A 24,481-nucleotide genomic window follows, 5' to 3' on the forward strand; every position below is an offset into this window, starting at 1 on the left:
CAAAAACGCCTGGAGTCTTCTGGAGTAAACGCCAGTAGCTTCAAAGATAATTTGCGGGTTGGTAACCTGTTTAAGATCATCTAGCAGCTGATTGAAGCCTACCATATCGTTGGAGATGGCATAGTCATTAACTTTTTGGCCATTGACCATAATGCATACGTTAGACTTCCGGCTGCTAACATCAATACCGAAAACAGTTTTCAATAAATCCATAAGAATAAACCTCCGCTTTGCTTGGAGATGAGCTGCCTTCACCCAATTCAATCAGATCTAATTTTCTCAACAGGACTTTAGCAGCCAACATACTTAGACGAGATTCACAATTGAATGGTGAAGCTGCCCGTTTTGCTTACGACATCGAGTGTCCAAAAGACGCGCGGCATTGGCTTCATCTCCACTTTACATGGTAAAAGAAAAAGTGTTGAACGACTACTCCGTCGAGTAATCATCCAACACTAGATTAGTATGTTTTGTTGTTTATGAAATTTTATGAAAAACTACCAGATCTTGACCCGGTCTTCCGGAGCCAGGTACATCCCGTCGCCCGGCTTGACGTCAAAGGTCTCGTAGAATTCGTCCTGGCACTGAGCCTGGACATTCGCCCGCAGAGGGCCTGGCGCGTGCACGTCAACGGAAACGATCATCTTGATGGCTGCTTCCAGGGACTTTTCTGCCCAGACTCTAGCCCAGTTGACATAGAAGTCTTCCAGGCTCTGCCCTTCTTCCTTGCAGGCGGTCATGGCCGCGGCCAAGCCGCCCTGGTCAGCGATGTTTTCAGACACGATCTGCTTGCCGTTCAAAGTAGTCGGGCCGAACTTGAGCCCGTCAAAGAGGGTGATTTCCGCCTTGGTCCGGTCAGCAAATTCCTTGTAGTCAGCTTCGGTCCACCAGTTCTTCATATTGCCGAATTCATCGAACTGGGCCCCATTATTGTCGAAGGCGTGGGAAACTTCGTGGGCAATCACGGCCCCGATCCCGCCGTAGTTGGCTGCCCGGCTTTGGTCAGCACTATAGAACGGTGCCTGCAGGATGGCCGCTGGGAAAGTGATATCGTTTCTCTGCGGGTCGTAGCAGGCGTTAACCAGGTTGCCTGGCATCAGCCAAACAGTCCGGTCAACCGGCTGGTGGAGCTTCTCCAGGCTGTACTTGATGCTTTCCTGGCTGGCGGCCTGCAGGTTGCCGTAAAGGTTGCCGCCGGCTGAAGCTGGGGTAACCTGGAGGCGGTTGTAGATGTCTTCAATCTTGTCCGGGTAGCCAACCTTCAAGATCAAGGCCTGCAGCTTGGTGATGGCCTTGTCTTTAGTCGCCTGGGAGAGCCAGTCGTTCTTGGCCAGCCGGTCCTCGTAGACCTTCAGCATCCGCTTGATCATGCCCAAAACGTCTTCCTTGGCGGCGGCCCCGAAGTAGGTCTGCCCGTAGTAGACGCCGACAACTTCGCTGAAAGTGCTGTTGGCGATCCGGTAGGCCTGCTTGATCCCGCTGGCCAGTTGCGGCTGGCCGGTCAAAGCTTGGCTGAACGGGAAGGCGGCTTCTCTGAATTCTTGCGACAAGGAGGAGGCCGCGTCATTGATAAACTTAACCAGCATCCAGCCCTTGATTTCGCTGAAGCCTGCTTCGTTTAAAAGGCCTTCAGCCTGGTCCAGGTAGCGCGGTTCCGTGTTGATCAAAACTTCTGGTTCTTCGCCAAGGAAGCCTGCCAGGAACTGGCCCATGTCAAAGCTAGTGAACTTGCCCTTGAAGTCCGTCAATGAAATCGGGTTGTACATAGCCGGGTAGTCGGCCCATTCTTCGCTGGACTTGACTACCTTAGCCAGGCGCTGGTCATAAGCCAGGGCCCCGTCCACGTATTCAGCGGCTTTTTCTTCACTGACTCCGGCCATTTGGAAGAGCTTGAGGGACTGTTCTTTCAAAACGCCCAGTAATTTTTCAGCGTCCGGGCTTTCGTAAGTGGTCGTGTCTGGCAAGAAGATGTGAGGACCGCCGAAGTAAACCGTGTTGACCTTGGTATTCTTCATGTCCGCGTCAACGGAGAAGGAGAATGGGAGGTCAAAGCCTTCTTTGGCCAAGGCAGCTGCCGCGCCTTGCAGGTCAGCCCAGCTATTCAATCCTTCCAGTTTATGCAAGTCAGCCTGGATTGGTTCTGCCCCGTCAGCGTTCCGCTTGTCAAAGTCCTTGGCCAGCTTGTAGAGTTCAACAGCCTTGGCCAGGTTCGGCAGGTTTGGCACTTCCTTTTCCCCGCTGGCAAAAGCCGCGAAGTCAGCCATCAAGCTCTTTTCCACGTTTTCAGCGATTTGGTCAAAGCTTCCCATGCGGGACCGGTCAGCTGGGATTTCCAGCTGGTCCAGGTAGTCAGAGTTAACGGCCAAATACAGGTTGTCCTGCGGGCGGGCAGTCTTGTCAACGACAGTCGTGTCGCCGCTGCCGCCGCGGACGGCAAATTTATTGTTCATTTTTTATTCCTCCTTGTTTTTCAGCTAGCAGTTGTGCTGGCGCAGGTCGCACTGAGCTTCAATTTCAACCTTGGCCTGATCGGCAGCTTCCGGCCAGATTGGCTCTAAGCCCTGGTCCTTTAAGAAACCTTCCCAGTCGGTAAAAATTTCCCCATCTTCCTTGACGCAGGCTGGAATCCCCGCGTTGCCCTGCTCCTTAGCGTGAGCAAAGGCGGGACTGGCATCCCGCAAGCGCAAAAATTCCTTGAAATCCGGCATATTCGCGAAAATATTGATAAATTCGTAGTCGATGCCATGCTTTTTAAAACTGGCCTCACAGGCGATGCAGTCCGGACAGATTTTTGTCCCGTAAACCTTAAGCATGTTTTTTCCTCCTTTTCTCACTATTTTCTTATTTTACCCGTTAACTGCTTCCCTTTCAATCAAAGTGCAAAAAAATAAGGCCGGAATGAAAATCCAGTCTTACTTTTGCAAAAATGCTAAAAATGCTCTACTTGAAGAAATGCACCTGGTCCTTCAGCTTGGCTCTCAGCGGCAAGAGGGCCAAAAGGCAAAGGAAGATGCCGCAACTGGCGACCACGAACATGGCCTTGTAGCCGAAGAGGTCGATCAGGGTCCCGCCGAAAAGCGGCCCGAAGGCCCGGCCGACCCCGCTGGCCACCAGGGTCATCCCCTGGTATTTGCCCTTGCTGGAATACGGCGACATGTCATTGACATAGGCCGGAATGGCGGAAAAGGCCGTCGATTCACCCAAGGTCAAGATCGACATGGACAAGACGAAGCCCGGGTAGGTCTTGGCAAAAATCAAGGTCAGCCAGGACACGGCAAACATGAAAATCCCGAAATAGATCTGCTGGTAGATGCTCTTGAAGATCCGCGGGAAGCGGGCCAAAATCAGCTGCACGACCACGATGATGCCGGCATTGATCGTCCACAAAGTTGAGTAGAGGTGGAAAGGAATCCCCAGGCTGACCATGTAAACGGACAGGTTGGACTCCCAGTTCATGTACATCAGCCAGGTTACACCCAGGGTGATGAAGAAGCCCATGGTCATCCAGAAGTTGGCCTTCGGCATCTTTTCCGCCTTCAGTGGGCTTTGGCCAGTCTTCTTCTGCTCCTGCCGGCGGGCATGGTAGGCCACGATCGGCTTAAACTTGCAGAAGGCAACTAAAGTCCCGATCAAGAAAAGGCAGCTGGCTATGATAAAGAGCAGCTCAATTGAGTAGTCGTAAAGGTAGCCGACAATCAAGGTCCCGATTACCACCCCCAGGTTCTGGGAGAAGTAGAGAATATTGAAGACATACCGGCCCGGATACTTGCGCAGGCTGGTGGCAATGGAATTGACCAGGGCCCCGTTCCAGCCCCCTAAAAAGCCCGTACAGGCCAGCCAGACCCAGTAAACCGGCCAACCATGGAAGAAGGCCATGGCCAACAGAACCAGGGCATCCAGCAGCATCCCGCCCACAATCAAAGGATAAGGATTGAGCCGGTCAAAAAGCCGGCCGCTGATGGTCGACCCCAGCATATTGGCCGCGCAGTTGCAGAAGAGGACGATCCCGATTACCGACAGGCTGATCCCCAACCGCTTGTTTAGGTAAACGGAAGTCAGTGGCCAAATGAAGCTGGCCCCGATCCAAGTAGCCAGTTCGGCCACGACCAGCCAGGGCAGCGCGATTTCCGGCAACTGGCTCTGTCCGTGTTTAGTTTTCATTTCTCCATTCCTCCTTTTCTAAACTTAATTGCTAAAAATACTCCAGGCAATAAGAAAACCACGACTCAGCAAGTCATGGCTTCTCTCTTTATTATAATTCTACAACTCTTTCTTCTTTCCTTGCAAGGCGCGCAGGTCGGTAATATCCTGCAGGACTTCCAAAACGCCCAGGTACTCCCCGGCCTTGTTTCTGACCGCCAGGTATTGGATATAGACGAAGCGGCCCCGAACTTCAAACCAGAAGGCATGCTTGTCTTTTCTCCCGCTTCTGAGGTCATTCACGATAGCCTTGACCTTAGGCACGCTTTTGGGCATGTGAATGCTAAACAGGTTCATGCCCAGGTCGTTTTTAGAATGGGGATAAAAGCCGCAGCTGCCGCCAAAGTAGCGGATGACGTCGTCCTTATCCACAAAGACCAGGTCCAGGGGCAGAAGGTCCAGGACAGCCGAAAGCTGCTCATAGCTGAGGCTGCCTTCCGCGAACTCAATAAAGGAGTCCGTCAGGGCCGGCCGGGCTTTTTCCTCCGTCTGCTCAACTTCCACCAGCTTTTGGTAGTTTTCGGCTTCATTTCCGCCCAGCTGGCCGGCAAAAGCCCCGATCTGGTCATTCCACTTGGCGATCGCTGCCGGGTCAGCTGCCTTTTTCTCAGCCAGTTCGGCCGCGGATGGCCGCCAGGCTGGCGGATTGGGAATCAAACAGTAGCCCACCCGGACCTCGTCTTCCTTGACCCTGAGCCAATCAGCCGGAGTCGCCACTTCTGTCAAGAGCGGCAGCATGATCGCCTCTTCCTTGAAGATCATTTCGGTGACTTCCTTAGCCGCCCGCTTGACCTTTTTGGCCAAAAGTTCTGCCTCGCCCGTTTCAGCCGCCTGCCGGGACTCCTTGATCCAGCCCCGGATATCATCATCTACCCCCCACATGACCTGGGGCGGGGCCGTGATGCCGTACTTGGTCATCAAGGGAAACATGGAGATTTCTTTTCTGGTGTAGTGCTTGTCCACTTGGGCCAGGTCAGCCAGCTCCCGCTTGATCTTGGCCAGAAGGTCCGGGGCCGGATTGGCTTCATACTTGGCCAGGTCTGGCAAAAGGGCGTCGTTAACCAAAGAAGTCAAAACGACATTCTCCTGCTTTAAGGTCTGGACCGGGTGGCCGGGCCGGGCAAAAGCCTCCCCTGCTTCCTGCTCGCCGATCGATCCCCGGAAGACTTCCGCGTGGACCGTGCACAAGTTCTGGATTTCCTGGGGATTGAGGCCACCGGCGATCAAGGCCCGCTCAGCTTCCGTGATTTCCTTGACTGAGACTGAAGAAAAAGCCTCATTGAACATGGCCTTGGCCTGGTCAAAGTCTCCCTTGTCCCGCAAAAGGCGCAAGATCTCCAGCAGCTTCTCCTGCCGCTCTTTTAAAGACATGGTCATCACTCAGTCACCTCGTATCCCTTCAAGCGCAGCTTCTCCTTGACCTCTTCCAGGTCAAAGCCCATGGCCCGGCAGCCCATCGGCAGGGTCATCAGCCGGCCCACCGTGTCCAGCATCCCCGGAATCTTAATCCGGTTGAAGCCGATCTCGGCCATATCTTCGGTAAATTCCGGATACTGGTCAGCGAAAGTCTTGATCGGCTGGTGGAGGTTGATCTCCTTAGCCGCCGGAGCCAGCTCTTCCTTGATGCCCAGCTGCTTTTTCGCCTGCTCGCTTAAGCGGTCCGGGGTCCAGACCGGGTACCAGACCAGCTTGATGTCCACCTGCTTGATGGCGGCCAGCTGGCCCACCGCCTGGCGGATTTCCCGGTTGAGGTAGTCGTTTAAGGGGCAGCCGGCTGTGGTCAAGGTCATGGTCACCAGGCAGTTGCCCTCATCATCGATGTCGACTCCGTAGATGAGGCCCAGGTCGACCACATTGACCAGGAGCTCCGGGTCGATGACGGTCTGCAGCTGGCCGATAATCTGGTTAACCAAGGCGCGTTTTTCTTCGTTCATTTTTCCTCGCTAAAAAACTATCTCTGCAGCTTGTCCCAGATGACTGGGTGCAGGTCCGGGCTCTTGAGGGACTTCTGCACGTCGATGATCCGCTGGTTGCTGGACCCTCTGAACTGCAGGGTCAGGTCCTTCAAGTTGTCCATGAAGCGGCCGTCAACCAGGATGTCCAGCTTCTTGAGCATTTCCACCTTGTCCGGGGTTTCCTTCAAAAGTTCTTCCCAGGTATAGCCGGACCAGGACCAGATGTCCTTGCTGTGGCCGTATTCGGCCCGGACCCGGTCGATGATCCGGTTGCAGACCCAGGTGTGCAAAAAGGGTTCCCCGCCAAGCAAAGTCAAGCCTTGAACATAAGACTGGCCGATGTCCGCAATGATCTGGTCTTCCAATTCCTGGGTGTAGGGACGGCCGTAGTTGAAGTTCTGGGCGGCCAGGTTGTAGCAGCCCGGGCAGTCAAAGAGGCAGCCGGACACGTATAAGGAGCAGCGAACCCCTTCCCCGTCTACGAAGTTGAAGGGCTTGTAGTCGGCAATCTTATGCTTGCTGTAATCTTCTGAGATCCATTCGCCCGGCTTAGGGTTCTTGGGCTGGCGCTTCATCTTCCGGGGCTTGGCCGTCTGACCGGCATTTTTAGCCTTGTACTGGTTGGCGTCCACAAAGACCGTTTCCCCGCCGACGCTGATCCGGATCAGGTTGTCCCGGACGTCAGGGCCTTCTTGCTGATTCTTGTCTTTCTCTGGCATCTCGCTTCTCCTTTGCTTTTGACTAAAAAATAGGCAGGAAAGCCTCCTGCCTATTAGTATAATTCTTTTCGTTTAGTATTGGCTGTTCTTCTGCTTTTCCAAGCTGGCTTCCTCGCTGACCATGCCCAAGCTCATGTGCTTGGCCCGGTGGGCGATTTCTTCATGCCGGCCGTGAACCATTGGCCGCTTCAGCGGGTTGCCCAAGTAGCCGCAGGTCCGCTTGACGCAGTCGCAGGTTTCCGGGTTGTGGTTGCCGCATTGCGGGCATTCAAAGCCCTTGGCGGTTGACTTGAACTCGCCGGCAAAGCCGCATTCGTAGCACTTGTCGATCGGGGTGTTGGTACCCAGGTAGCCGACTCTGTCGTAAGCCCAGTCCCAGACAGCTTCCAGGGCGGCCGGGTTTTGCTTCAGGTTCGGGTATTCGCAGTAGTGGATGAAACCACCGGCAGCGTAGTATGGGTAGTCCTTTTCAAAGTCCAGCTTTTCAAATGGGGTCGGGTGCTTGCGGACGTCATAGTGGAAGGAGTTGGTGTAGTATTCCTTGTCCGTGATGTCCTTGACCTTGCCGAACTTCTCCGTATCCAGGCGGCAGAAACGGTCAGTCAGACTTTCACTTGGGGTGGAGTAAACGCTGTAGTGGTAGTGGTTCGGGTCTTCCTTTTCCCACTTGGCGCAGGCATCATGCAGCTTCTTGACCACTTCCAAAGTGAAGGCCTTGGCTTCCGGGTTCTTTTCCCAGTCTGGCCCGTAGAAGACCGTGCCAACTTCGTAAAGGCCGATGTAGCCCAGGGAAACCGTAGCCCGGCCGTTCTTGAATAAGTCGTTGACGTCACCATCATCGCCAACCCCTTGGCCAAAGGCGCCGTATTCGTACAGGGTTGGAGCGTTGACCGGCTTAGCTTCAGTGACCTTCTTAGCCTTGTATTCGCAGGCTTGCCGGCCCAGTTCCAAGCGGTCATTGAAGATTTCCCAGAAGTGGTCCATGTCGCCCTGGCTTTCCATGGCGATTCTTGGCAGGTTCAAAGTAACCACGCCCAGGTTCATCCGCCCGGAGTTGACTTCCTGGCCATTTTCATCCTTCCAGCCTTGCAGAAAGGACCGGCAGCCCATCGGGGCCTTGAATGAGCCAGTGATGTCGATGATCTTGTCGTAGCTTAAAACGTCTGGGTACATCCGCTTAGTAGCACATTCCAGAGCCAGCTTCTTAACATCGTAGTTCGGGTCGCCCGGGTGGAGGTTAAGCCCCTTCTTCAAAGTGAAGACCAGCTTCGGGAAGATGGCTGTCCGGTGTTCCCGACCCAGGCCTTCGATGCGGACCTTCAAGATGTCCTTTTGGATTTCCTTTTCAATCCAGTTGGTCCCCAGACCGAAGCCCAAGGTGGTGAAAGGCGTCTGCCCCTGGCTGGAGAACATGGTGTTGATCTCGTATTCCAGGCTCTGCATAGCGTCGTAGATGTCCTTTTGGGTCCGCTTCTTAGCAAAAGCCTGCACCTTGTCTTCGTCGTCGATAAATTCACGCCCTTCTTCCAGGTGCTTTTTGTAGTTCTTTTCGGCAAAAGGCGCCAGGACTTCGTCGCAGCGGTCAAAGGAGCAGCCGCCGTATTGGCTGGAAGCCACGCTGGTGATGATCTGGGCTACCTGGCTGGTGGCCACCCGGATGGAGTTCGGCACTTCCACGAAGGCGTTGCCGATCTTGAAACCGTGGTTGAGCATGTAGTCAAAGTCGATCAAGCAGCAGTTGGACATTGGTGAAAGGGGCGTGTAGTCTAGGTCGTGCCAGTGGATGTCCCCGCGCAGGTGGGCCTTGGCGATGTGCTGAGGCATCAAGGTCAGGCCGACCGTCTTGCCCACCGTCCCGGCAGTCAAGTCCCGCTGGGTGGCAAAGACGTCAGAGTCCTTGTTGGCATTTTCGTGGACGATGCTTGGGTCCTTGTCGACCAGCTTGGCCAGGCGCTGCTTGGTGTCAGTTTCTGCCCGCCAGTCAGCTTCGTCTTCCTGCCGCTTGGCTTCGTATTCCCTGGCTTCATTCAGATAGCCCAGTTCGTTCAAGCTGGCCTTAAAAGCATCGTGGACCTGAACGGCGTCAACCGTGTAGGCGGCCAGCTTGGCGTAAACCTTGCTCAAAACGGCAGCCTTGATTTCGCTGTCTTCCAGGCCAAGTTCATCCAGAACCATTTCCAGCTTGAATTGTTCAAATTTAAATGGGGCGCCGTCGCGCTTGATGAACTTCTTTGGCGCGTTAGCGAAATTCAAGCTCACAGTTTCTGCTGCTGGCTTTAACATGACAATTAACCTCTTATCTCTCAAAAATACTTTACGTTTTTTACATCCAGCCTCTGGGGCTGTTTAAGCGAGTTGACCACAAGCAGTAGACTATCTTGTAGATTAAGTGTGGATAACCACCACATCTTGTTTAGTTTATGAGATAAGCATAGCACAAACTACCAGATATTGTGGTCTATACAAAGACGCGTTTGTGTTAAACAGCAGAGCAGAATTCAGTTGTCACGGGACTTGGAGCCCGTATATTTTTAAAAAAAGAATATTTTGTTAGAGCAAATATTTTTATCCTTTTGGCAAAGCGCTTCGAAAATTTTAAAAAGGTGAAAAAAAAGCCCTTGATTTTCATCAAGGGCTTATAAAAGTATTGGCTATTTATCGAAGTACTGGCCCTTGTTAACCTGGAAGTAGGTCTTGAAGCGCTTGTAGTAGTTGTGGAACATGTACTTCATCAAGAGCCAGCGCTTAAAGGAGCCGTCCTGGTCGTAGAAGACGGTCGTCCCCACCTGGCCGGCATCGATCAGTTTCAAGGCCGCCTGCTTGGCCTCGTTGTCGACCGCATATTCCTTGAAGATCTTCTCCGGCACGCCCAGCCAGAGCATGTGGCTGCTCTCCAGCTTGTTGGCATAGACGGTCTCCTGGCCGGCCAAGGAGTCTTCAGCGTAATCTTCCACGTACCACTTGGCCAGGTTGTAGCCGTTCAAGGTCACGTAGAAGCTGGACCGGCCTTGGCGGAGGTTGATTTCAAAGAACTTGTACTGGCCGTCGCGGGCATCGTACTTGATGTCGAAGTTGGCCATGCCGACATAGTTGATCTTCTCCAGGAAGGTCTGGACAGTCTCGTAGAGCTTTTCGTCATAGGCCGGCAAAATAGCCATGTAGTTCCCAATTGACTGCGGAGTCGGGTCTTCCAAAAGCGGGTGGCCCAGGCACATCATCTTGACCTGGTGGTTCTTGTCCACGTAGGCATTCAAGACCCGCATGTTGGAGTCGTCGCCCGGGATGAAGTCCTGCAGGATCAAGTCTTCCTTGTAGCCATTGGTGTAGATCTTGCCCACAATGTCCTTGAATTCATCCAGATCCTTAATGACAAAAGCCTTCTTCCGCCCTTCAAACTGGACATCCAGCCAGGAAACCGGGTCTTCCGGCTTCAAGGCAACCGGGAAGGCAAAAGGCACATCGGCATATGACCCATCCTGGTAGTCAGCCAGCTTGATGATCTTGGTCTTCGGGTAAGGCAGGCCGTATTCTTCACAGACCTCGTAGAAGCCTTCCTTAGAGATCAGCTTTTCCAAAAGCTGGTAGTCGATGTAAGGAACGACGAAGGTCCCTTCCAGTTCCTGCTTGTGCTTAGCCAAAAGTTCCGCATAGCCGTCCCCACAAGCGATCAGAATGACTAGCTCTTCATGATTCTGGTATTCCTTGATTTTTTCCTGCATGACTTCCATGAAGCCCGGGTCTTCGGAAAAACCAGGGTGCACTTCAACGTCCACGATCTTGGAATAGCGGGTGGCCGCCAATTGCGCTGCCGCCCAAGCCTGGACCTTGATGCCATATGCTTCGTTAAAAGACCGCGCCATCCCGTAAACGTTGATGTCGCTGCCAAGCAAAATTGGTGTAAATTTAGCCATTAGTAATTAAATTCTCTTTCTCTTCTTTTTGGATTAGAGCAGCTTGCCCTGGGCGATCAAGCTGGCCACTTCCGGCTGCACGTGCTGGTACTTGCGCACGGTTTCCTCGTAGTCAACGAAGAAGAGCTTGTACCAAACCAGGAAGGTGTAGATTGCCCAGATCTGCCGGCGGTGAGAACCGTCCCCATTGTAGTTCTCATCCAGCAGGTCCAGGATCTTCTTTTGTTCAAAAATATCATTGACGAAGTCTTCGCTGAAGAGGTCTCTGACCTGCTTGTAGAAACGCTCTTCCTGCAGCCATTGCTTGATTGGCGTCGGGAAGCCCAGCTTCGGCCGCTTGGCCCATTCATCTGGCAGGACCTGTTCTGAAGCCTTGCGCAGGGCGTACTTGGTGTCATATTTGTTGACCAGGTACTTGCTTGGAATAGAGTTGGCCAGTTCGGCGATCTTCACGTCCAGGTAAGGCACCCGAAGTTCCAGGGAGTGGGCCATGGAAATCTTGTCAGCCTTCTGCTCGATGTCGTTGAGCATGAAGTGGTGCAGGTCGATGTACTGCATCTGCTTGACATTGTCCAGGTCCTTGACCTTCTTGAAGTCTTCCTGGTAGTTGCCGTTAACCGTCAGCTTGTTCCGGTAGCTCGGCTGCAAGACAGCGTTAGCGTCCTTGGAAGTGAAGATGGTCGGGTAGTCCATGTCGTAGATGACTGACTGGCCCACGTAGAATTCGCTTGGTTCAGCCAGGTTGGTGTAAAGGTGCACCTTGCCCGGGAAGTTTGGCATCTTCTTGATCTTATGAGCCAGCTTAACCCGCTTGCCCTTTGGCAGCTTCTTCAGCTTGTCAGTAAAGACCTTGATGACATTGTTGTGGGTGTGCATCCCGTAGTTGACATAGCCGGCAAAAAGCTCATCGGCCCCTTCCCCGGACAAGGCAACGGTCACGTGCTTTCTAGCCAATTTGCACAGGTACCACAAAGGAATGATTGACGGGTTGGCGTCTGGTTCGTCCATATGGTACTGCATTTCCGGGAAGTCCCGCATGGCTTCTTCTGAGTAGACCTTGTCAGCGTAGAAGTGCCAGCCGTTGATGTCGGCCAGGGCCTTGGCCTTGGAAGCTTCATCGTAGGTATTGTCGTCAAAGCCGATGGAGAAGACTTCATCCGGGTCCAAAAGGGCCGTCAAGAAGCTGGAGTCAACCCCTTCACTAAGGAAGGACCCGACCTTAACGTCGGCGTTACGGTAAAGGTCAACCGTTTCCTTCAAGTCTTCGTTGATCTTCTTGACCGTTTCTTCAAAGGAAAGGTTGTTGTCCTTGTATTCAGCATCCCAGTACTGGTGGGTCTTCATCTTGCCGTCCTTGTATTCGAACCAGTGGCCTGGCTGGAAGCGGTAGACGTCCTTGAAGAAGGTTTCCTTAAGGTCGTTGTACTGGTTCATCAGGTATGGCTTGACGGCTTCGGTATTCAGTTCCTTTTTAAAATGAGGGAAGGGCAAAAAGCTCTTCAATTCTGAGCCGACCAAAAGGTGGCCGTCCACGTCCTGGTAGTACATCGGCTTGATCCCGAAGAAGTCCCGGGCCCCGTACATGGTCTGGGTATTGTCGTCCCAGATGATAAAGGCGAACATCCCCCGGAGCCGCTTGAGGATCCCGTCCATCCCCCATTCTTCATAGCCGTGCAGGATGACTTCAGTGTCGGCCTTGGTGGAAAAGGTGTGGCCCGCCTTGATCAGTTCCTCTCTTAAGGGCTTGAAGTTGTAGATTTCCCCGTTGAAAATGATTGCTCGGCTGCGGTCTTCGTTGTAGATTGGCTGACTACCGCCCCGCAGGTCGATAATCGACAGTCTTCTGAAACCCAGGGCTACCTTGTCGTTGGTATACATCCCGTCACTGTTTGGTCCCCGGTGCTGGATGGTAGCCATCATCTTACCGATGGCCGCCTGCTTGTCATTGATTTCTGGATCGTAAAAGGCGACAATTCCGCACATATTTTCTCTCCCTTAATTCTAGTTAGTTTCTATAAAGTCAACTTCTTATTATAAAACAAGGGCTCTAATGTTTACAGAGTCCTTGTCAATCTTTACCTAAATGAAAAAAATTCTCCGTCTGGTCGCGGCCCCATAGCCAAAGACCTTGATCCGCCGCCGGAAAAGGTCCAGGTTGACGACATAGCCGGCAAATTCATTCTGGTGGTCCATCTTCCGGTTTAAGTTCCTGTTATACTTGGTCGTCAGCTGGTGGCTTGGGCCCATCAAGGCTGAGCAGTTGAAGAGGACATACTGGATGCCGTTTATCCGGTACTGGTCTTCCACATGCCGGTGGCCGCAGAAGTAGGCGATGATCCGGGCGTCCTTGACCTTGGTGAAGTCAAAGTCGTTGCTTAAGCGGAATTCCGCTGGCACGTCCTTGCTGGAGTGCATCCGGCCCTTTTCCTTCTGGTTGAAAGCTACCAAGAGTTCATGCAGGGACCGCCCGTTATACTTCAAGGCATTGCCGCCCTTCCGGTTGATCGGGTTGGCGTGGCTGAGCAGGATGACCTGCTTGCCGCTTGACTGCTGCAGGATTTCGATCAGTTCCTGCACCTGGTCTTCCCGTACCCCCAGGGTCAATTTAACATCGTACTTTTTCTGCCCTTTTTCATCCAAAATGTAGGGAATATCTGACGTATTCAGACTGATCACCCGGACATGGCCCTGGTCAAACCAGGCCACCCCGTGCTGGCGGGAAATGTAGCCCAATTCCCGCTGCCGGTACATATCCGGCCACATAATCTTCTCAAACTCCCGCTCCGGGAAGCTGGCCTTCAGGTCATGGTGCTCGTCAAACTTGTCGTTTTCATCATGGTTGCCCTTGATCATGAGGTAAGGCACCTTGCTGGACTTAAAGGAGTCCCGCAACTTCATCAGTTCGCTTTCACTAATGAGGCCGGCGTCAGAGCCGTCGATCCAGTCGCCCAGGTGGCATTTGAGGTCCAAAATATCCAGCTGGTCCAGGTAGGAAAACTCTTTGACATGCATTAAGCCGTTCCAGCCGTAGAAGTCCAGGCTGTCAACGTTCTTGAAGTGGGTGTCGGTAATGACCCCGATATTGACAGAGTCGTCCCCTTCCCGGATTTCCTTTTTCACGTCGCTGACAAAGCGGGCCAGGTAGTCTTCCACGACATAGCGCCGGCCTGTTTCCCGGCTGCGGAAAGCCTTGAAGCGGTTCAGTTCCGGCACGAATTTCCGGTCATATTCAGCGGCCAGGCTGTCGGTGCTTTCCGGACTGAGCGCCTGGTGCAGGATGCCCTGGTCATCTTGGTAGACCGTCAAGGTAAACGGCCGGCCGTCAGGCGTGGCGTCGCGAGCATCGACATGGTACTCCCCTACCGTCAGATACTTCTGCATGGGATCCAGGAGCTCGCCGCCATTCTTTTGCACGGCGTGCAGCTTGGAAGCCCCAACTGCCTTGTCAATAATTCCCTTTGTGTATTTAAACAGGTCCATTTCTACCCTTCCAAAAAGCCTAAAATCACAAAAAGCCGGGCCTCCCCCGGCTCTCAATTATAGATTTTCTGCTAAAGCGTGTGCCGCCAGGCCCAAGGAAAGCACGGCATCCTTGGACAAGACGTTGCGCAGGTCGGCAGCGGCGATGGCTTCAACCGCCCCGATTACCTTGAGCCCGTAGACCAAAACGTGCATGTCGGTTCTTGGCACATAGTTGCCTTCGACATAAACATCTTCGTGATTATAAGTCAAGTTGATTTCATCCTTGTCAACGAAACCGTCCACGTGGTTGGTCAAGATGCGGTCATGCAGGTCAGCCAGCTTACCAGTCAAATTAGTCAAGGCCAGGTAGTGGTCACTTTCAGTTTCATAGTATTCGTCTTCGGTCCGGTCGAAGTAATTGCTGATGGGATCGTTCAAGACGCCCAAATCATCGATAGCCTGGTAAACCCGGCCGGTATCCAGCTTTGCTTCACCGTTAAGAATTTTGTCTTGAGCTTCAGCCAACTCGTCAGCCAGCTCCATGGTAGTTAATTTTTCCATGTTGTCCTCCTTGCAATCTTACCCTAATTATAGCAAAAAGTTGGTCTGGAATAGCTTTTTTTACTTTGGCAAAGCGCTTTTTTAAGGATTAAAAGAGCTTCTTAAAAATAATGGCAAAAAAATTAAAGTACAACTAGCGCTTTTTAATTTATTTGCTATAATTAGTAATATCTCTTAGATCAGTAGTTTAGCTGCATCTATCTGCCCGTGTCATAATATATGAGTTTTACAAGAGAAAGAAGGCAACAAAATATGAGAAGCAAGAAACTTTTAGCCAGCTCAGCCGTAATCTTAGCCAGCGCGGCCACTTTAGCCGCCTGCGGGTCAAGCAGCTCCCAAAGCAGTACCAAGAAGCAGACCCTTACCTGGATGAACACCGCGGAAATGGCAACTTTGGACGCCTCCAAGGCAACTGACCAGGCATCTTATGAACAGATCAACAACGTTGAAGAAGGACTTTACCTTTTAGGCAAGAACGCCAAGGTGCAAAACGCCCTGGCTACTTCTACCAAGAACAGCGCTGACGGCAAGACCTGGACATTTACTTTGAGGAAGAACGCCAAGTGGTCCAACGGGGACCCGGTTACGGCCCAGGACTTCGTCTATTCCTGGCGCAGAACCATCGACCCGAAGACCGCGTCTGAATATTCCTATTTGTTCTCCGGCATCAAGAACGCTGACGCCATCGTTTCCGGCAAGAAGAAGCCAGCAGCTTTGGGGATCAAGGCTGACGGCAAGTACAAGCTGACGGTTACTCTGGAAAAGCGGATCCCTTACTTTAAGCTGCTGATGGCCTTTCCGCTCTTCTTCCCGCAGAACCAAAAGTTCATTGAAAAGATGGGTTCTAAGTACGCGACCTCATCCAAGTACATGATCTACAACGGTCCATATAAGCAAGTCGGCTGGACCGGGTCTAACTTGAGCTGGAAACTGGTCAAGAACGACAAGTACTGGGACAAGAAGAGCATCAAGCTCGATACGATCAAGTTCAGCGTGCAAAAGACGCCATCAACTGACTACAACCTTTACCAGTCAGGCAAGCTTGATGCCGCCTTCCTGGACGCCCAAGCCACTAAGTCTTTGAAGGGCAAGACCGGCTACACCCAGCGGAAGATGTCCACGACCCAGTACCTGTCTTACAACATCAAGAAGCACCCAGAATTCAAGAACAAGAATCTCCGCTTGGCTATCTCCATGGCCATTAACCGGAAGGAACTGGCTTCAACTCTGGGCGGGGCAGCTACTCCAGCCACGACTTTTGACCCAGAAGGCATGACGACGGTTGGTAACAAGGACTACACTGACACGGTCAAGAACGCGGCTACTGAAAAGGCAACGACTTACAATGTCAAGGAAGCCAAGAAGCTCTACAAGCAAGCTTTGAAGGAAACCGGCAAGAAGAAGATCTCCTTCACTCTCCTTGGCGATGATGACGATACGGCCAAGAAGGCAGCGGAATTCGTCCAAAGCCAACTGGAAAACAACCTGGGCATCGACGTTCAAGTTCAAAGCATCCCGAAGAAGACCCGGCTGACCAGAATGACGAGCGGCAACTTTGACGTTGTTTCAACTGGCTGGAACGCCGACTTCGCTGACCCAATTTCCTTCCTTGACCTGCAGACTACTGGTGCTTCATACAACTTCGGCAAGTGGTCCAACAAGGAATACGACAAGTACGTGGCTGCTTCCAAGACGACCAGCTCAGATGCTGACCGCTTCAAGGACCTGGCCAAGGCTGAACAAATCCTGCTAGAAGAACAAGGGGTTACCCCACTCTACCACCCAATTGAAGCCTGGATGGTCAAGCCTAGCGTTAAGGGCGTGATCTACAACGGCGCCGGGGCAAACTACAGCTTCAAGTACGCTTACTTGAAATAACAAGTCACAGTAGCGATACGATAGATAACAAACTAGAAATAAAGAAAAGAGGCTCGCGGCTTACGCGAGTCTCTTTTCTTTTGCCTAAGGAAGGCAACAAAAGCAAGAAGCAAGTAATGATGATTGTCACTGTCAAATCAGCAAAAGCATGCCAAGCAAGGTCAAGAAATTAGCGGCAATTTTTTCACCCAGACCGGCCAAGCGGCTGCCTGGCAAAAGGCAACGGAAGAAGCAAAACAAATCTGAAAAAGTAATCTAAAAAAGCTAGATCACATAACGTGATCTAGCCTTTAGCTTTATTTTTGTGCTCGGCAGTACTTAGTGCTGCGTCCGCGTCCTGATTTAACAGCGTAACCTTGTGCAATCAACTCGTTTAAGAGCTTAACAAGTTTGCTTCTACTAAAGCCAGTTACTTGCATTAGGTCAGAAGTTGCTAAGGGGATGCTTTGTAGAGAATCGTATACTAATTTCAAGTCACCAGTTAAGCTAGCTTCATTTTGAATTATCGGCAAAATAATTTTGACCGAATTCTCAGAAACAGAGAACTGAGGCTGTATAGTACTATCACTGTAGCTAGTAATAATTCGCTGAATCCCAGTTCCAAACTGCTCAATAATTTTTAGTCTAAAGAAAATATTGGCAATTATTGGATTTCGTAAAACTGAGATTTCGCCATTTAAGTAACTTTCTTTGCTTAGACCTTGAGGTAAATTACCAGGAGAGGTAATTTCGATTCGATCGTCAAACATAGCTACTTTGATTTGAGCATTGATTTCCCAATTCCGGTGAACCAAGGCGTTGGCTAAGGCTTCACGAAAGGCGTCTTCAGGAATCAGCTCAAACTTTTGCCGGTATGCGCCAACGACTTGCTCATACTGGTAGTATTGTTGATATTTGGTGATAGATTCTTCGTATTCTCTTAGAATAGATTCCTTTTCATAGATGACGCGTTCTCGCATGGTATTAATGTCGCTCCCAAAGCGTACCATGTCAATCCCGCGAAAAGTATTTTGATCAGCAAGGAGTTCCCCTGCAATTGTGTATCCTGAACCTTGTTCATAGAGGTTGAGCGTAATTAGGGTATCACGAGTAAGATCAGATATGCCTAAGTCTCGCTGAAAAGTTCTCTTCAAAAATTCAAAGCTCAAATCTTGGTTAGGCGCTGGTAGGCTATCATATGAACGGTTTTTACCCTTTAAAATTAATTCAGACAGTTCTAAAGGATCGACTTCAATTGAAGAACTATCATTGCGTTTGTAGGCCTTAGACTTGTAAAAATATGGGGGAAACTTACCTTGGTGGACGGTCAAAACAACTAACTTCTTGTCTGAGTCAATATCCAAATCATATTTAGGATTAGGCTTAATAGCATCATTAATTGTATTTTCGATTTTTAGACAAGTAGCTACTGGATCATTGATTCCCACAGCTTTTCCAGAGTCGGTTAGGCCAAAAATAATTTTGCCAGTTCCATAGTTGGCATAAGCACTAACGGTTTTGAGGAATTTATTAGATACTTTTTCCTTAAATTCTAGGTTTTTAGTTTCACGCATTTGCATCTTCTCCTTGCGTAACACGAAAAGCTAATTGTGTTTTTTGCGTATCAATTTTAACACATAATTAGCAAATTTGCGCGTTTTTTTCGCATGCAAAAAAGATAAAAAGCTAATTGTATTTTTTACGTATTTTATTAACACGTAAATCTTTGCGGAAACGCCAGTAAGCGTCCCAAGCCGCATGAGTTGCCCTAAAGAAAAGTATCAACAAGAGCACGATCAGCAAAGTCGGAAACTTGTCACGGATGATTTTGGCAATAAATTCCATCAAACTAGCCAGCTAGAGGAGCAGCAAGAGCCGGAGCATCTCTGCCAGTAATTAACAAAATGAAAAAAGCCGTGGCAACCGCCACAGCTTTTCAAAGAGTTATTATTCAGATAATTTTTAAACCAGCTTCTTCCGGATGGCACCAGAGATCCAGTCGATGATCACAACCATGACGATGATCCCCAAAAGGATGATCCCGACCCGGCTCCATTGCCGGTAGTTCAAGGCGATGATCAAAGGATATCCGATACCACCGGCACCAACCAGACCCAAAACAGAAGCGGACCGGACGGACACGTCAAAACGGTAAAGGGTATTGGAAACGATGGCTGGCATCAAGTCAGGCAGGGTCGCGAAAACTGCAACGTTGAACTTGGACCCGCCGACCGCCGTAATAGCTTCAGCTGGACCATCATCCAAGCTTTCAATCGCTTCTGAGAACAGCATGGCCAGCATCCCGACTGAGTGGAAACCCAAGGCCAGGGCACCGGCTGGAGCGCCTGGACCAACAGCCTTAATGAACATCAAGGCCAGAACGATTTCCGGGAAGGATCTGATGAAAGTCAAAACGATCTTCCCGCTTTCAGATACCCAGAACTTCTTGTGTCGGGTGTTGGCAGCCCAGAAGGCAAAAGGTACGGAAATAACCGCGGAGATAAAAGTACCCAGGAAGGCAATACACAAGGTTTGCCACAATTGGGAAACCAGGTCTTCCCCGCTGCCGTTATAAACATAGGACCAGTCCGGGTGGAAAAGACCATTGAAGATCGCCCCGGTAATCTGACCGGCAGTTGGCTTGATCCCGCCGAAGTCGATGCCCGTGCAGGACCAGATGATGATGGCGATGGAAATGATCCAGCCGCCCCACTCAATTGCTCTGGTCTTGGCCGTCATTGGTTTTGGTGGTAATTTCTTCATTGTCGTATCCATTAGCGCATCAAAGCCTCCCTTGCTTTAGTTGAAACAAAGTCGATGACCAAAACAACCAGGAAGACAACCAGGATGATCATCCCCGTTTGGTTGTAGCTGAACATGTCCAAAGTGTTCTTCAATTGCAGACCGATACCACCGGCACCGATGTAACCGAGGATCGTGGATGCCCGGACGTTGATTTCAAAAGCGTACAGGGCGTAGCTGATGAAGTAAGGCAAAATCTGCGGCATAACGGCAAACATGATGTTGTTCATCCCGTTGCCCCCGACAGCCTTGATGGCTTCACTTGGACCTGGATCAATAGTTTCGATGGCTTCGTAGAAGAGCTTGACAACAACACCAAAGGTGAAGACGATCAAGGCCAGGATACCGGCAACCGGGCCGATACCAACGATGGCAACGAAGATTGAACCCAAGAGCAGGTCTGGGATAGTTCTGATGATGTTCATGATGAAACGCAGAACACCAGTAACTGCCCGGTTGTGGACGATGTTTCTGGCAATCAAGAGTGAGTAAACGAAGGCCAGAAGAGACCCGATAACCGTACTGATGATGGCCATCTTGATCGTTTCCACCAGATAAGGGATAGCCGTCCCGGCGTAAGACAAGTCCGGCTGAGCCATCTGCACGAAGATTTCCGCGAACTGGTCAAAGTTGGCAAAAAATTCCGGCAGACTGGTCTGCGTGTTGTTAACAGATAAAACCAGACCCAGGATCATTAAGATGAGCCAGACCCAGTTCCACATCTTAAACTTCTTTTTTGGAAGTTTTAACATGTCGCGGTCAGTTGCTGACATTGTTAGTCTTCCTCCTTACCCTTGCCGCCATTGTAGATGTTGTCGAAGACGCTTTGCGGCGTGTCTTCCATCTTGCCGTCGTATACGATTTCCCCGGCCCGGACACCGATGACCCGGTGGCCGAATTCCTTAGCCAATTCAATTGAGTGCAGGTTGGCCACGACCGTCATGTCATACTTTTCGTTCAACATCTTCAAGTCTTCCATAACCTGCCGGGAAGTCTTCGGGTCCAAAGAAGCAGTTGGTTCGTCGGCCAGGATGATTTCCGGTCTTTGGGTCAGAACCCGGGCGATAGCCACCCGCTGTTGCTGACCACCGGACAACTCGTCAGCCCGAGAGTAAACCTTTTCAGCCATGCCAACGCTTTGCAGGGCTTCATAAGCTCTTTGCTTGTCTTTGTCAGTAAACAGGTTGAAAGTAGTCTTCCAGGTTGGGTAATAAGCCAGACGGCCAGCTAAGACGTTCCGTAAAACGCTGGAACGCTTAACCAGGTTGAAGCTTTGGAAGATCATCCCGATCTTGCGCCGCATGAGGCGCAGGTTCTTACCCTTGGCCTTGGTGATTGACTCACCGTCAATCAAGATGTCTCCTTCAGAAATGTCGTGCAGGCGGTTGATGGCCCGGAGCAGAGTGGACTTGCCGGCACCGGAAAGACCAACGATTACCACGAACTCACCCTTGTTGATTTTCAGGTTGATGTTCTTCAAACCAACGGTACCATTGTCGTAGACCTTGGTAACGTTCTTCATTTCGATCATCGGCTGTTCTGCCATGAATAATAACTCCTTAAATAACTAAATTTGCTTTTTCATTGAAAATCGTGTCCTACGTTAAAGCGGGGCACGATTTCACTATTAGTATTCAGTTGATAGTCTTTGTGATATCAATGACTACTTCGTAGCAGCCATCTTGTCGTACTTGCGGACGATGTTGAAGTCTGAGTCCTTTGAAGGGGTGTAGCCTTCGTGGCTGTAGATGCTTTCGATAATCTTCAAGCTCTTCTTGTCATCGCGCAGAGATTCGAAGGCCTTGGACAGCTTCTTGCGGAAGGAGCTGCTCATGTCTGAACGAACTGAGATAGTGTCGTTAGGGATGCCCTTAGTGAAGTAGATCGGAACAACCTTCTTCATAATGTTTGGTTGGTCAGCCAAAACAGTGTTACGTGCGTCTTCGAAAGTGAAGGCAGCGTCAACGTCCCCGTTAAGAACATCAAGCACGGCTTGGTCGTGGCCAGTTACAGTTACCAGGTTGGCGTTGCCCTTCTTAGTCAAGTCCAGGCCCTTTTCCTTCAATTCAGCGATTGGGAAAATGTAGCCGGCTGAAGAAGTAGCGTTTTGAACGGCAATCTTCTTGCCCTTCAAGTCCTTCCAGCTCTTGATCTTTGACCCCTTCTTAACCAGGATTTCTGCCCGGTAGAACTTAACCAGCTTGTTGGTTGCCTTACCGCCTGGCTGCTTTACACCGTAACGGAGAGATTGCAACAGAACGTCAGCAGCCTTTTGCTTGTGGGCCAGAACGTAACCATCCGGTGGCAGGAAGCCGACGTCAACCTTCTTTGACTTCATGGCTTCGACAACCGTGTTGTAGTCGGTTGACATTGAGATCTTAACCGGAACGCCGAGCTCCTTGGAAAGGATCTTTTCAAGCGGCTTAGCCTTGGCTTCCAAAGTGGAAGCAGCTTGACTAGGAACAAATTGGATCGTCAAAGGGTGTGACTTTGATGGAGTGTAGCCCTTTGATGAAGAAGATGACTTGCTTGAAGAGCAAGCAGTTGCCAGCACGGCAGCAGCAACAGTTAAAGCACCAAACAATGCTTTCTTGAACTTTTTCATTATTTCCCCCTGAAAAATGGTTAATGAAAGTTAAAACAGTACAACAGCAGCATAAGGGATGAACTTGAAAGCAGCCAGAGAGAGGCACACACAAAAGCTTCCTCCATCGGCGGCTCTCACGCTCATGAATCTCATCGGAACGACAGCTAGGCGAATCTCGCTTCTGTGTTCTGGAACAATTTTACCAGAAATATTCGGGTTTTAGCAAGCTTTTTTCGGCTTTTTTACCCAAACTAATTGATACGGTCCAATTTTGTCAGCAAAAAGTTAATGAAATAGCGAAAAATTACACAAACTACTAACTTAATTGGCTGAAATCCGAACGAAAGTAAAATTTTAGTTAAATAAACAGGAAATAAAAGAACGTTTGGAAATTGTTCCAAACGTCCCCTTTTTAAGATATACTTTTATCAGCCAGCTTACTTGGCAGGCATGTTGTTGACGTCAGTTCTGACAATCAAGACATCGGCCATGGCGTGCTGGTTGACGTATTCGGTAACTGACCCCATCAGCATCCGTTCAACGGCGTTCAAACCGGTGGCGCCCATCACGATCAGGTTGTTGCCGTGGTCCTTGACGAAGTCGTAAGAGATGATTCTCTTCGGGCTGCCGTAACGGATGTGGTAGTCAATGTCGTCAAAGGCCAGGTTGTCGTGGGCCCATTGCTTGAGGCTCTTGAGGTATTCCTCTGAGTCTTGGGTCATTTGGTAGATCGTGTCGCCTGAGATCAAGGTGTCCTGCATTTCGCCCATGAACTGCCGGGTGTCGATCACGTTCAAAACATCAACGTGGTAGCCGTTGTTGGCGGCAATCTTCACGGCCTTATCAAAAGCACGTTCAGCAGATTCAGATCCATCGACAGGTACCAAAATTTTGATTTTTTCTTCAGTCATAGTGCTCATCTCCCGTACTATCTACGTATTTCGCTTATCTATATTTTAACATAAGTCACAGTTTAGTAATGCGCTTTCGCAAAATTGTTACATCTTAAACTTGCAGGGGAGCATTTTTTAAGCAGGATGAAAAAATCAACCGCTAGAAAACAATAAAAAGAAAATACAGATATAAAAATTAAGAAAGGATTCGAAAAATGACTTCATTAAAGCAGCAATTGCTGGCCGTTAAAGGCGGCCGGAACTTCCGTGAACTGGGCGGCTACCAGACCGTTTCCGGCAAAAAGATCAAAATGCACAAGCTGATCCGGAGCGGGCATTTAGCCGACCTGCTCAAGGAAGACCAGGAATACCTGCGCCGCTACGGCCTTAAATACGACATCGACCTCCGGACCAGTTTTGAAAGAAACAAGCAGCCGGACCGGAAGATCGCGGGCGTTGAGTACTTTGCCGACCCGGTTTTCGATGAGGACTTGACCAACTCCACCATGAGCATTTCCGACATGGCGAGAGAAAGCCAGGATCCAGGCTGGGGCTACCAGCGGATGCTGTGGGCCTACAAGAACATGGCAACCGGGAAGAACGCCAACAAGGCCTACCAGCACCTGTTTGAAGTTCTCCTGGCTAATGAAAAAGACGGCGAGAGCGTTCTTTTCCACTGCACGGCTGGGAAAGACCGGACCGGTTTCGGGGCAATCCTGATCTTGACGGCCTTGGGCGTACCGATGAAAACCATTGAAAAAGACTACCTCTTCACTAATGAAGTAATCAAGGACTTCGTCAGCCAGCTTTTGGCCAAGGAAAAGGCCGCCGGAGCTGATGACAGCCTCCTAGCGACCTTCCGCGATTTGCAGACTGTGCAGCCGGACTACTTCAAGTACCTGCTGAATGTCATCAACCGGGACTACGGCAGCATCAATGCCTACCTTCACCAGCAGATCGGTCTCTCTAATGCTGACCTATTGGATTTGCGAACGATATACTTGGAGAAATAAGCGCCAGAATTAAAAGCCCTCTTCCCGCAGGGCAGAGTACAAGCCGGCAGGATCAGTCTGGGCAAAAATCCAACTGAGGGCTGCTGGTTCAGCCTGGCTGAGGAAGGTCATGGTTCTGGCTAAAAGTTCAGCCTGGCCGTCTGCCTTTTGGTCCAGCAGCATGAAGCAAAAGCCAACTGGCAATTCGCGGCTGGGATCGACCATGCTCTTGAAGCTGACCGGGGCCAGCAGCTTAATGGGAACGACCCGCTGCTGCTTGACGAAGCAGCCTTCCGTGTGCGGAAAAGCCAAGTTGGGGAGACCCGGGGCCAGATTGCAGCTGGCCAGGCCGGTCGGAAAGTCCTCTTCTCTGTCCACCACCTGGTCTAAAAAGCCGGCCGCTACCAGCCCCTGCTCTAGCAGCTTTTTGTAGACTTGGGCAAACATGTCAGCCCGGTCTTCGGCGCGCAAAACAAAACAGCTTTCCGCTTTTAAGAGTTCTTCAGTCACTTTTAGTCCACCCCTTTTTTCAAAAATACAAC

Annotated in this window: 22 protein-coding genes; 3 read left to right on the forward strand and 19 right to left on the reverse strand. The window is 50.7% G+C overall.

Translation table 11 applies throughout. The features are described 5' to 3' along the window. The 12 genes from Q0J41_RS03495 to Q0J41_RS03550 all read right to left on the reverse strand — a co-directional run. The coding region (locus tag Q0J41_RS03495) for a transposase (RefSeq protein ID WP_296226174.1) at positions 1-213 on the reverse strand (213 nt) is incomplete at its 3' end. Positions 214-497: 284 nt separating this feature from the next. Continuing rightward, positions 498-2,450, reverse strand: a complete 1,953-nt coding sequence (locus Q0J41_RS03500) for a M13-type metalloendopeptidase (protein WP_296226177.1) — start codon at positions 2,448-2,450, stop codon at positions 498-500. A gap of 24 nt (positions 2,451-2,474) precedes the next feature. Next, positions 2,475-2,813 (reverse strand): glutaredoxin domain-containing protein, encoded by a 339-nt coding sequence (locus Q0J41_RS03505; protein WP_296226179.1) that lies wholly within the window; start codon positions 2,811-2,813, stop codon positions 2,475-2,477. Between the two features lie 127 nt (positions 2,814-2,940). Further along, positions 2,941-4,161 carry an MFS transporter gene (locus Q0J41_RS03510; protein WP_296226180.1) on the reverse strand — a complete coding sequence of 407 codons (1,221 nt, stop codon included), beginning with the start codon at positions 4,159-4,161 and terminating at the stop codon, positions 2,941-2,943. Positions 4,162-4,260: 99 nt separating this feature from the next. After that, a complete protein-coding gene (locus Q0J41_RS03515; RefSeq protein ID WP_296226183.1) occupies positions 4,261-5,577 on the reverse strand; it encodes a DUF438 domain-containing protein in 1,317 nt (438 codons plus the stop codon). Next, positions 5,577-6,134 (reverse strand): iron-sulfur cluster assembly protein, encoded by a 558-nt coding sequence (locus Q0J41_RS03520; RefSeq protein ID WP_296226185.1) that lies wholly within the window; start codon positions 6,132-6,134, stop codon positions 5,577-5,579. The genes Q0J41_RS03515 and Q0J41_RS03520 overlap by 1 nt, the downstream gene beginning before the upstream one ends. 17 nt (positions 6,135-6,151) lie before the next feature. Continuing rightward, positions 6,152-6,874 carry an anaerobic ribonucleoside-triphosphate reductase activating protein gene (nrdG, locus tag Q0J41_RS03525; protein ID WP_296226188.1) on the reverse strand — a complete coding sequence of 241 codons (723 nt, stop codon included), beginning with the start codon at positions 6,872-6,874 and terminating at the stop codon, positions 6,152-6,154. Positions 6,875-6,946: 72 nt separating this feature from the next. Next, positions 6,947-9,157 (reverse strand): anaerobic ribonucleoside-triphosphate reductase, encoded by a 2,211-nt coding sequence (gene nrdD / locus Q0J41_RS03530; protein ID WP_296226191.1) that lies wholly within the window; start codon positions 9,155-9,157, stop codon positions 6,947-6,949. Positions 9,158-9,525: 368 nt separating this feature from the next. Then, positions 9,526-10,785: a carboxylate--amine ligase gene (locus Q0J41_RS03535; protein WP_296226194.1), complete on the reverse strand. Its 1,260-nt coding sequence runs from the start codon at positions 10,783-10,785 to the stop codon at positions 9,526-9,528. 33 nt (positions 10,786-10,818) lie between these two features. Continuing rightward, positions 10,819-12,768: an asparagine synthase (glutamine-hydrolyzing) gene (gene asnB, locus Q0J41_RS03540; protein ID WP_296226197.1), complete on the reverse strand. Its 1,950-nt coding sequence runs from the start codon at positions 12,766-12,768 to the stop codon at positions 10,819-10,821. 96 nt (positions 12,769-12,864) lie between these two features. Next, a complete protein-coding gene (locus Q0J41_RS03545) occupies positions 12,865-14,265 on the reverse strand; it encodes a metallophosphoesterase (protein ID WP_296226199.1) in 1,401 nt (466 codons plus the stop codon). 57 nt (positions 14,266-14,322) lie between these two features. Continuing rightward, the gene (locus tag Q0J41_RS03550; RefSeq protein ID WP_296226202.1) at positions 14,323-14,808 is read right to left on the reverse strand and encodes a hypothetical protein; all 486 of its coding nucleotides are present in this window, start codon (positions 14,806-14,808) and stop codon (positions 14,323-14,325) included. Between the two features lie 252 nt (positions 14,809-15,060). Between Q0J41_RS03550 and Q0J41_RS03555 the strand changes: the two genes are divergently transcribed. Together Q0J41_RS03555 and Q0J41_RS03560 are read left to right on the forward strand one after the other, a co-directional pair. Further along, the gene (locus Q0J41_RS03555) at positions 15,061-16,686 is read left to right on the forward strand and encodes a peptide ABC transporter substrate-binding protein (RefSeq protein WP_296226205.1); all 1,626 of its coding nucleotides are present in this window, start codon (positions 15,061-15,063) and stop codon (positions 16,684-16,686) included. A 123-nt stretch (positions 16,687-16,809) separates the two neighbouring features. After that, positions 16,810-16,932, forward strand: coding sequence for a hypothetical protein (locus tag Q0J41_RS03560; protein ID WP_296226208.1), 123 nt, complete (start codon positions 16,810-16,812; stop codon positions 16,930-16,932). Between the two features lie 50 nt (positions 16,933-16,982). Here the strand turns inward: Q0J41_RS03560 and Q0J41_RS03565 are convergent, their stop codons facing one another. From Q0J41_RS03565 to Q0J41_RS03590, 6 genes are all read right to left on the reverse strand, one after another. Further along, positions 16,983-18,239 (reverse strand): ATP-binding protein, encoded by a 1,257-nt coding sequence (locus tag Q0J41_RS03565; protein ID WP_296226210.1) that lies wholly within the window; start codon positions 18,237-18,239, stop codon positions 16,983-16,985. Between the two features lie 388 nt (positions 18,240-18,627). After that, positions 18,628-19,440 carry a phosphonate ABC transporter, permease protein PhnE gene (phnE, locus tag Q0J41_RS03570; RefSeq protein WP_296226213.1) on the reverse strand — a complete coding sequence of 271 codons (813 nt, stop codon included), beginning with the start codon at positions 19,438-19,440 and terminating at the stop codon, positions 18,628-18,630. Continuing rightward, positions 19,440-20,240, reverse strand: a complete 801-nt coding sequence (gene phnE / locus Q0J41_RS03575; RefSeq protein ID WP_296226216.1) for a phosphonate ABC transporter, permease protein PhnE — start codon at positions 20,238-20,240, stop codon at positions 19,440-19,442. The genes phnE (Q0J41_RS03570) and phnE (Q0J41_RS03575) overlap by 1 nt, the downstream gene beginning before the upstream one ends. Positions 20,241-20,242: 2 nt before the next feature. After that, positions 20,243-21,013, reverse strand: a complete 771-nt coding sequence (phnC, locus tag Q0J41_RS03580; RefSeq protein ID WP_296226218.1) for a phosphonate ABC transporter ATP-binding protein — start codon at positions 21,011-21,013, stop codon at positions 20,243-20,245. Positions 21,014-21,130: 117 nt separating this feature from the next. Continuing rightward, positions 21,131-22,072, reverse strand: a complete 942-nt coding sequence (locus tag Q0J41_RS03585; protein ID WP_296226221.1) for a phosphate/phosphite/phosphonate ABC transporter substrate-binding protein — start codon at positions 22,070-22,072, stop codon at positions 21,131-21,133. A gap of 419 nt (positions 22,073-22,491) precedes the next feature. After that, a complete protein-coding gene (locus tag Q0J41_RS03590; protein WP_003611675.1) occupies positions 22,492-22,965 on the reverse strand; it encodes a universal stress protein in 474 nt (157 codons plus the stop codon). 197 nt (positions 22,966-23,162) lie between these two features. On the opposite strand from Q0J41_RS03590, the gene Q0J41_RS03595 reads away from it, so the two are divergent. Continuing rightward, entirely contained in the window at positions 23,163-23,960 is a 798-nt protein-coding gene (locus Q0J41_RS03595; protein WP_296226239.1) for a tyrosine-protein phosphatase, read from the forward strand. 9 nt (positions 23,961-23,969) lie between these two features. Here Q0J41_RS03595 and Q0J41_RS03600 read toward each other — a convergent pair whose 3' ends face one another. After that, complete coding sequence (locus Q0J41_RS03600; protein WP_035183996.1) at positions 23,970-24,449, reverse strand: PTS sugar transporter subunit IIA; 480 nt, start codon at positions 24,447-24,449, stop codon at positions 23,970-23,972. Positions 24,450-24,481 lie beyond the last annotated feature (32 nt).

This window comes from uncultured Lactobacillus sp., from assembly GCF_944327175.1.
Taxonomy (GTDB): domain Bacteria; phylum Bacillota; class Bacilli; order Lactobacillales; family Lactobacillaceae; genus Lactobacillus.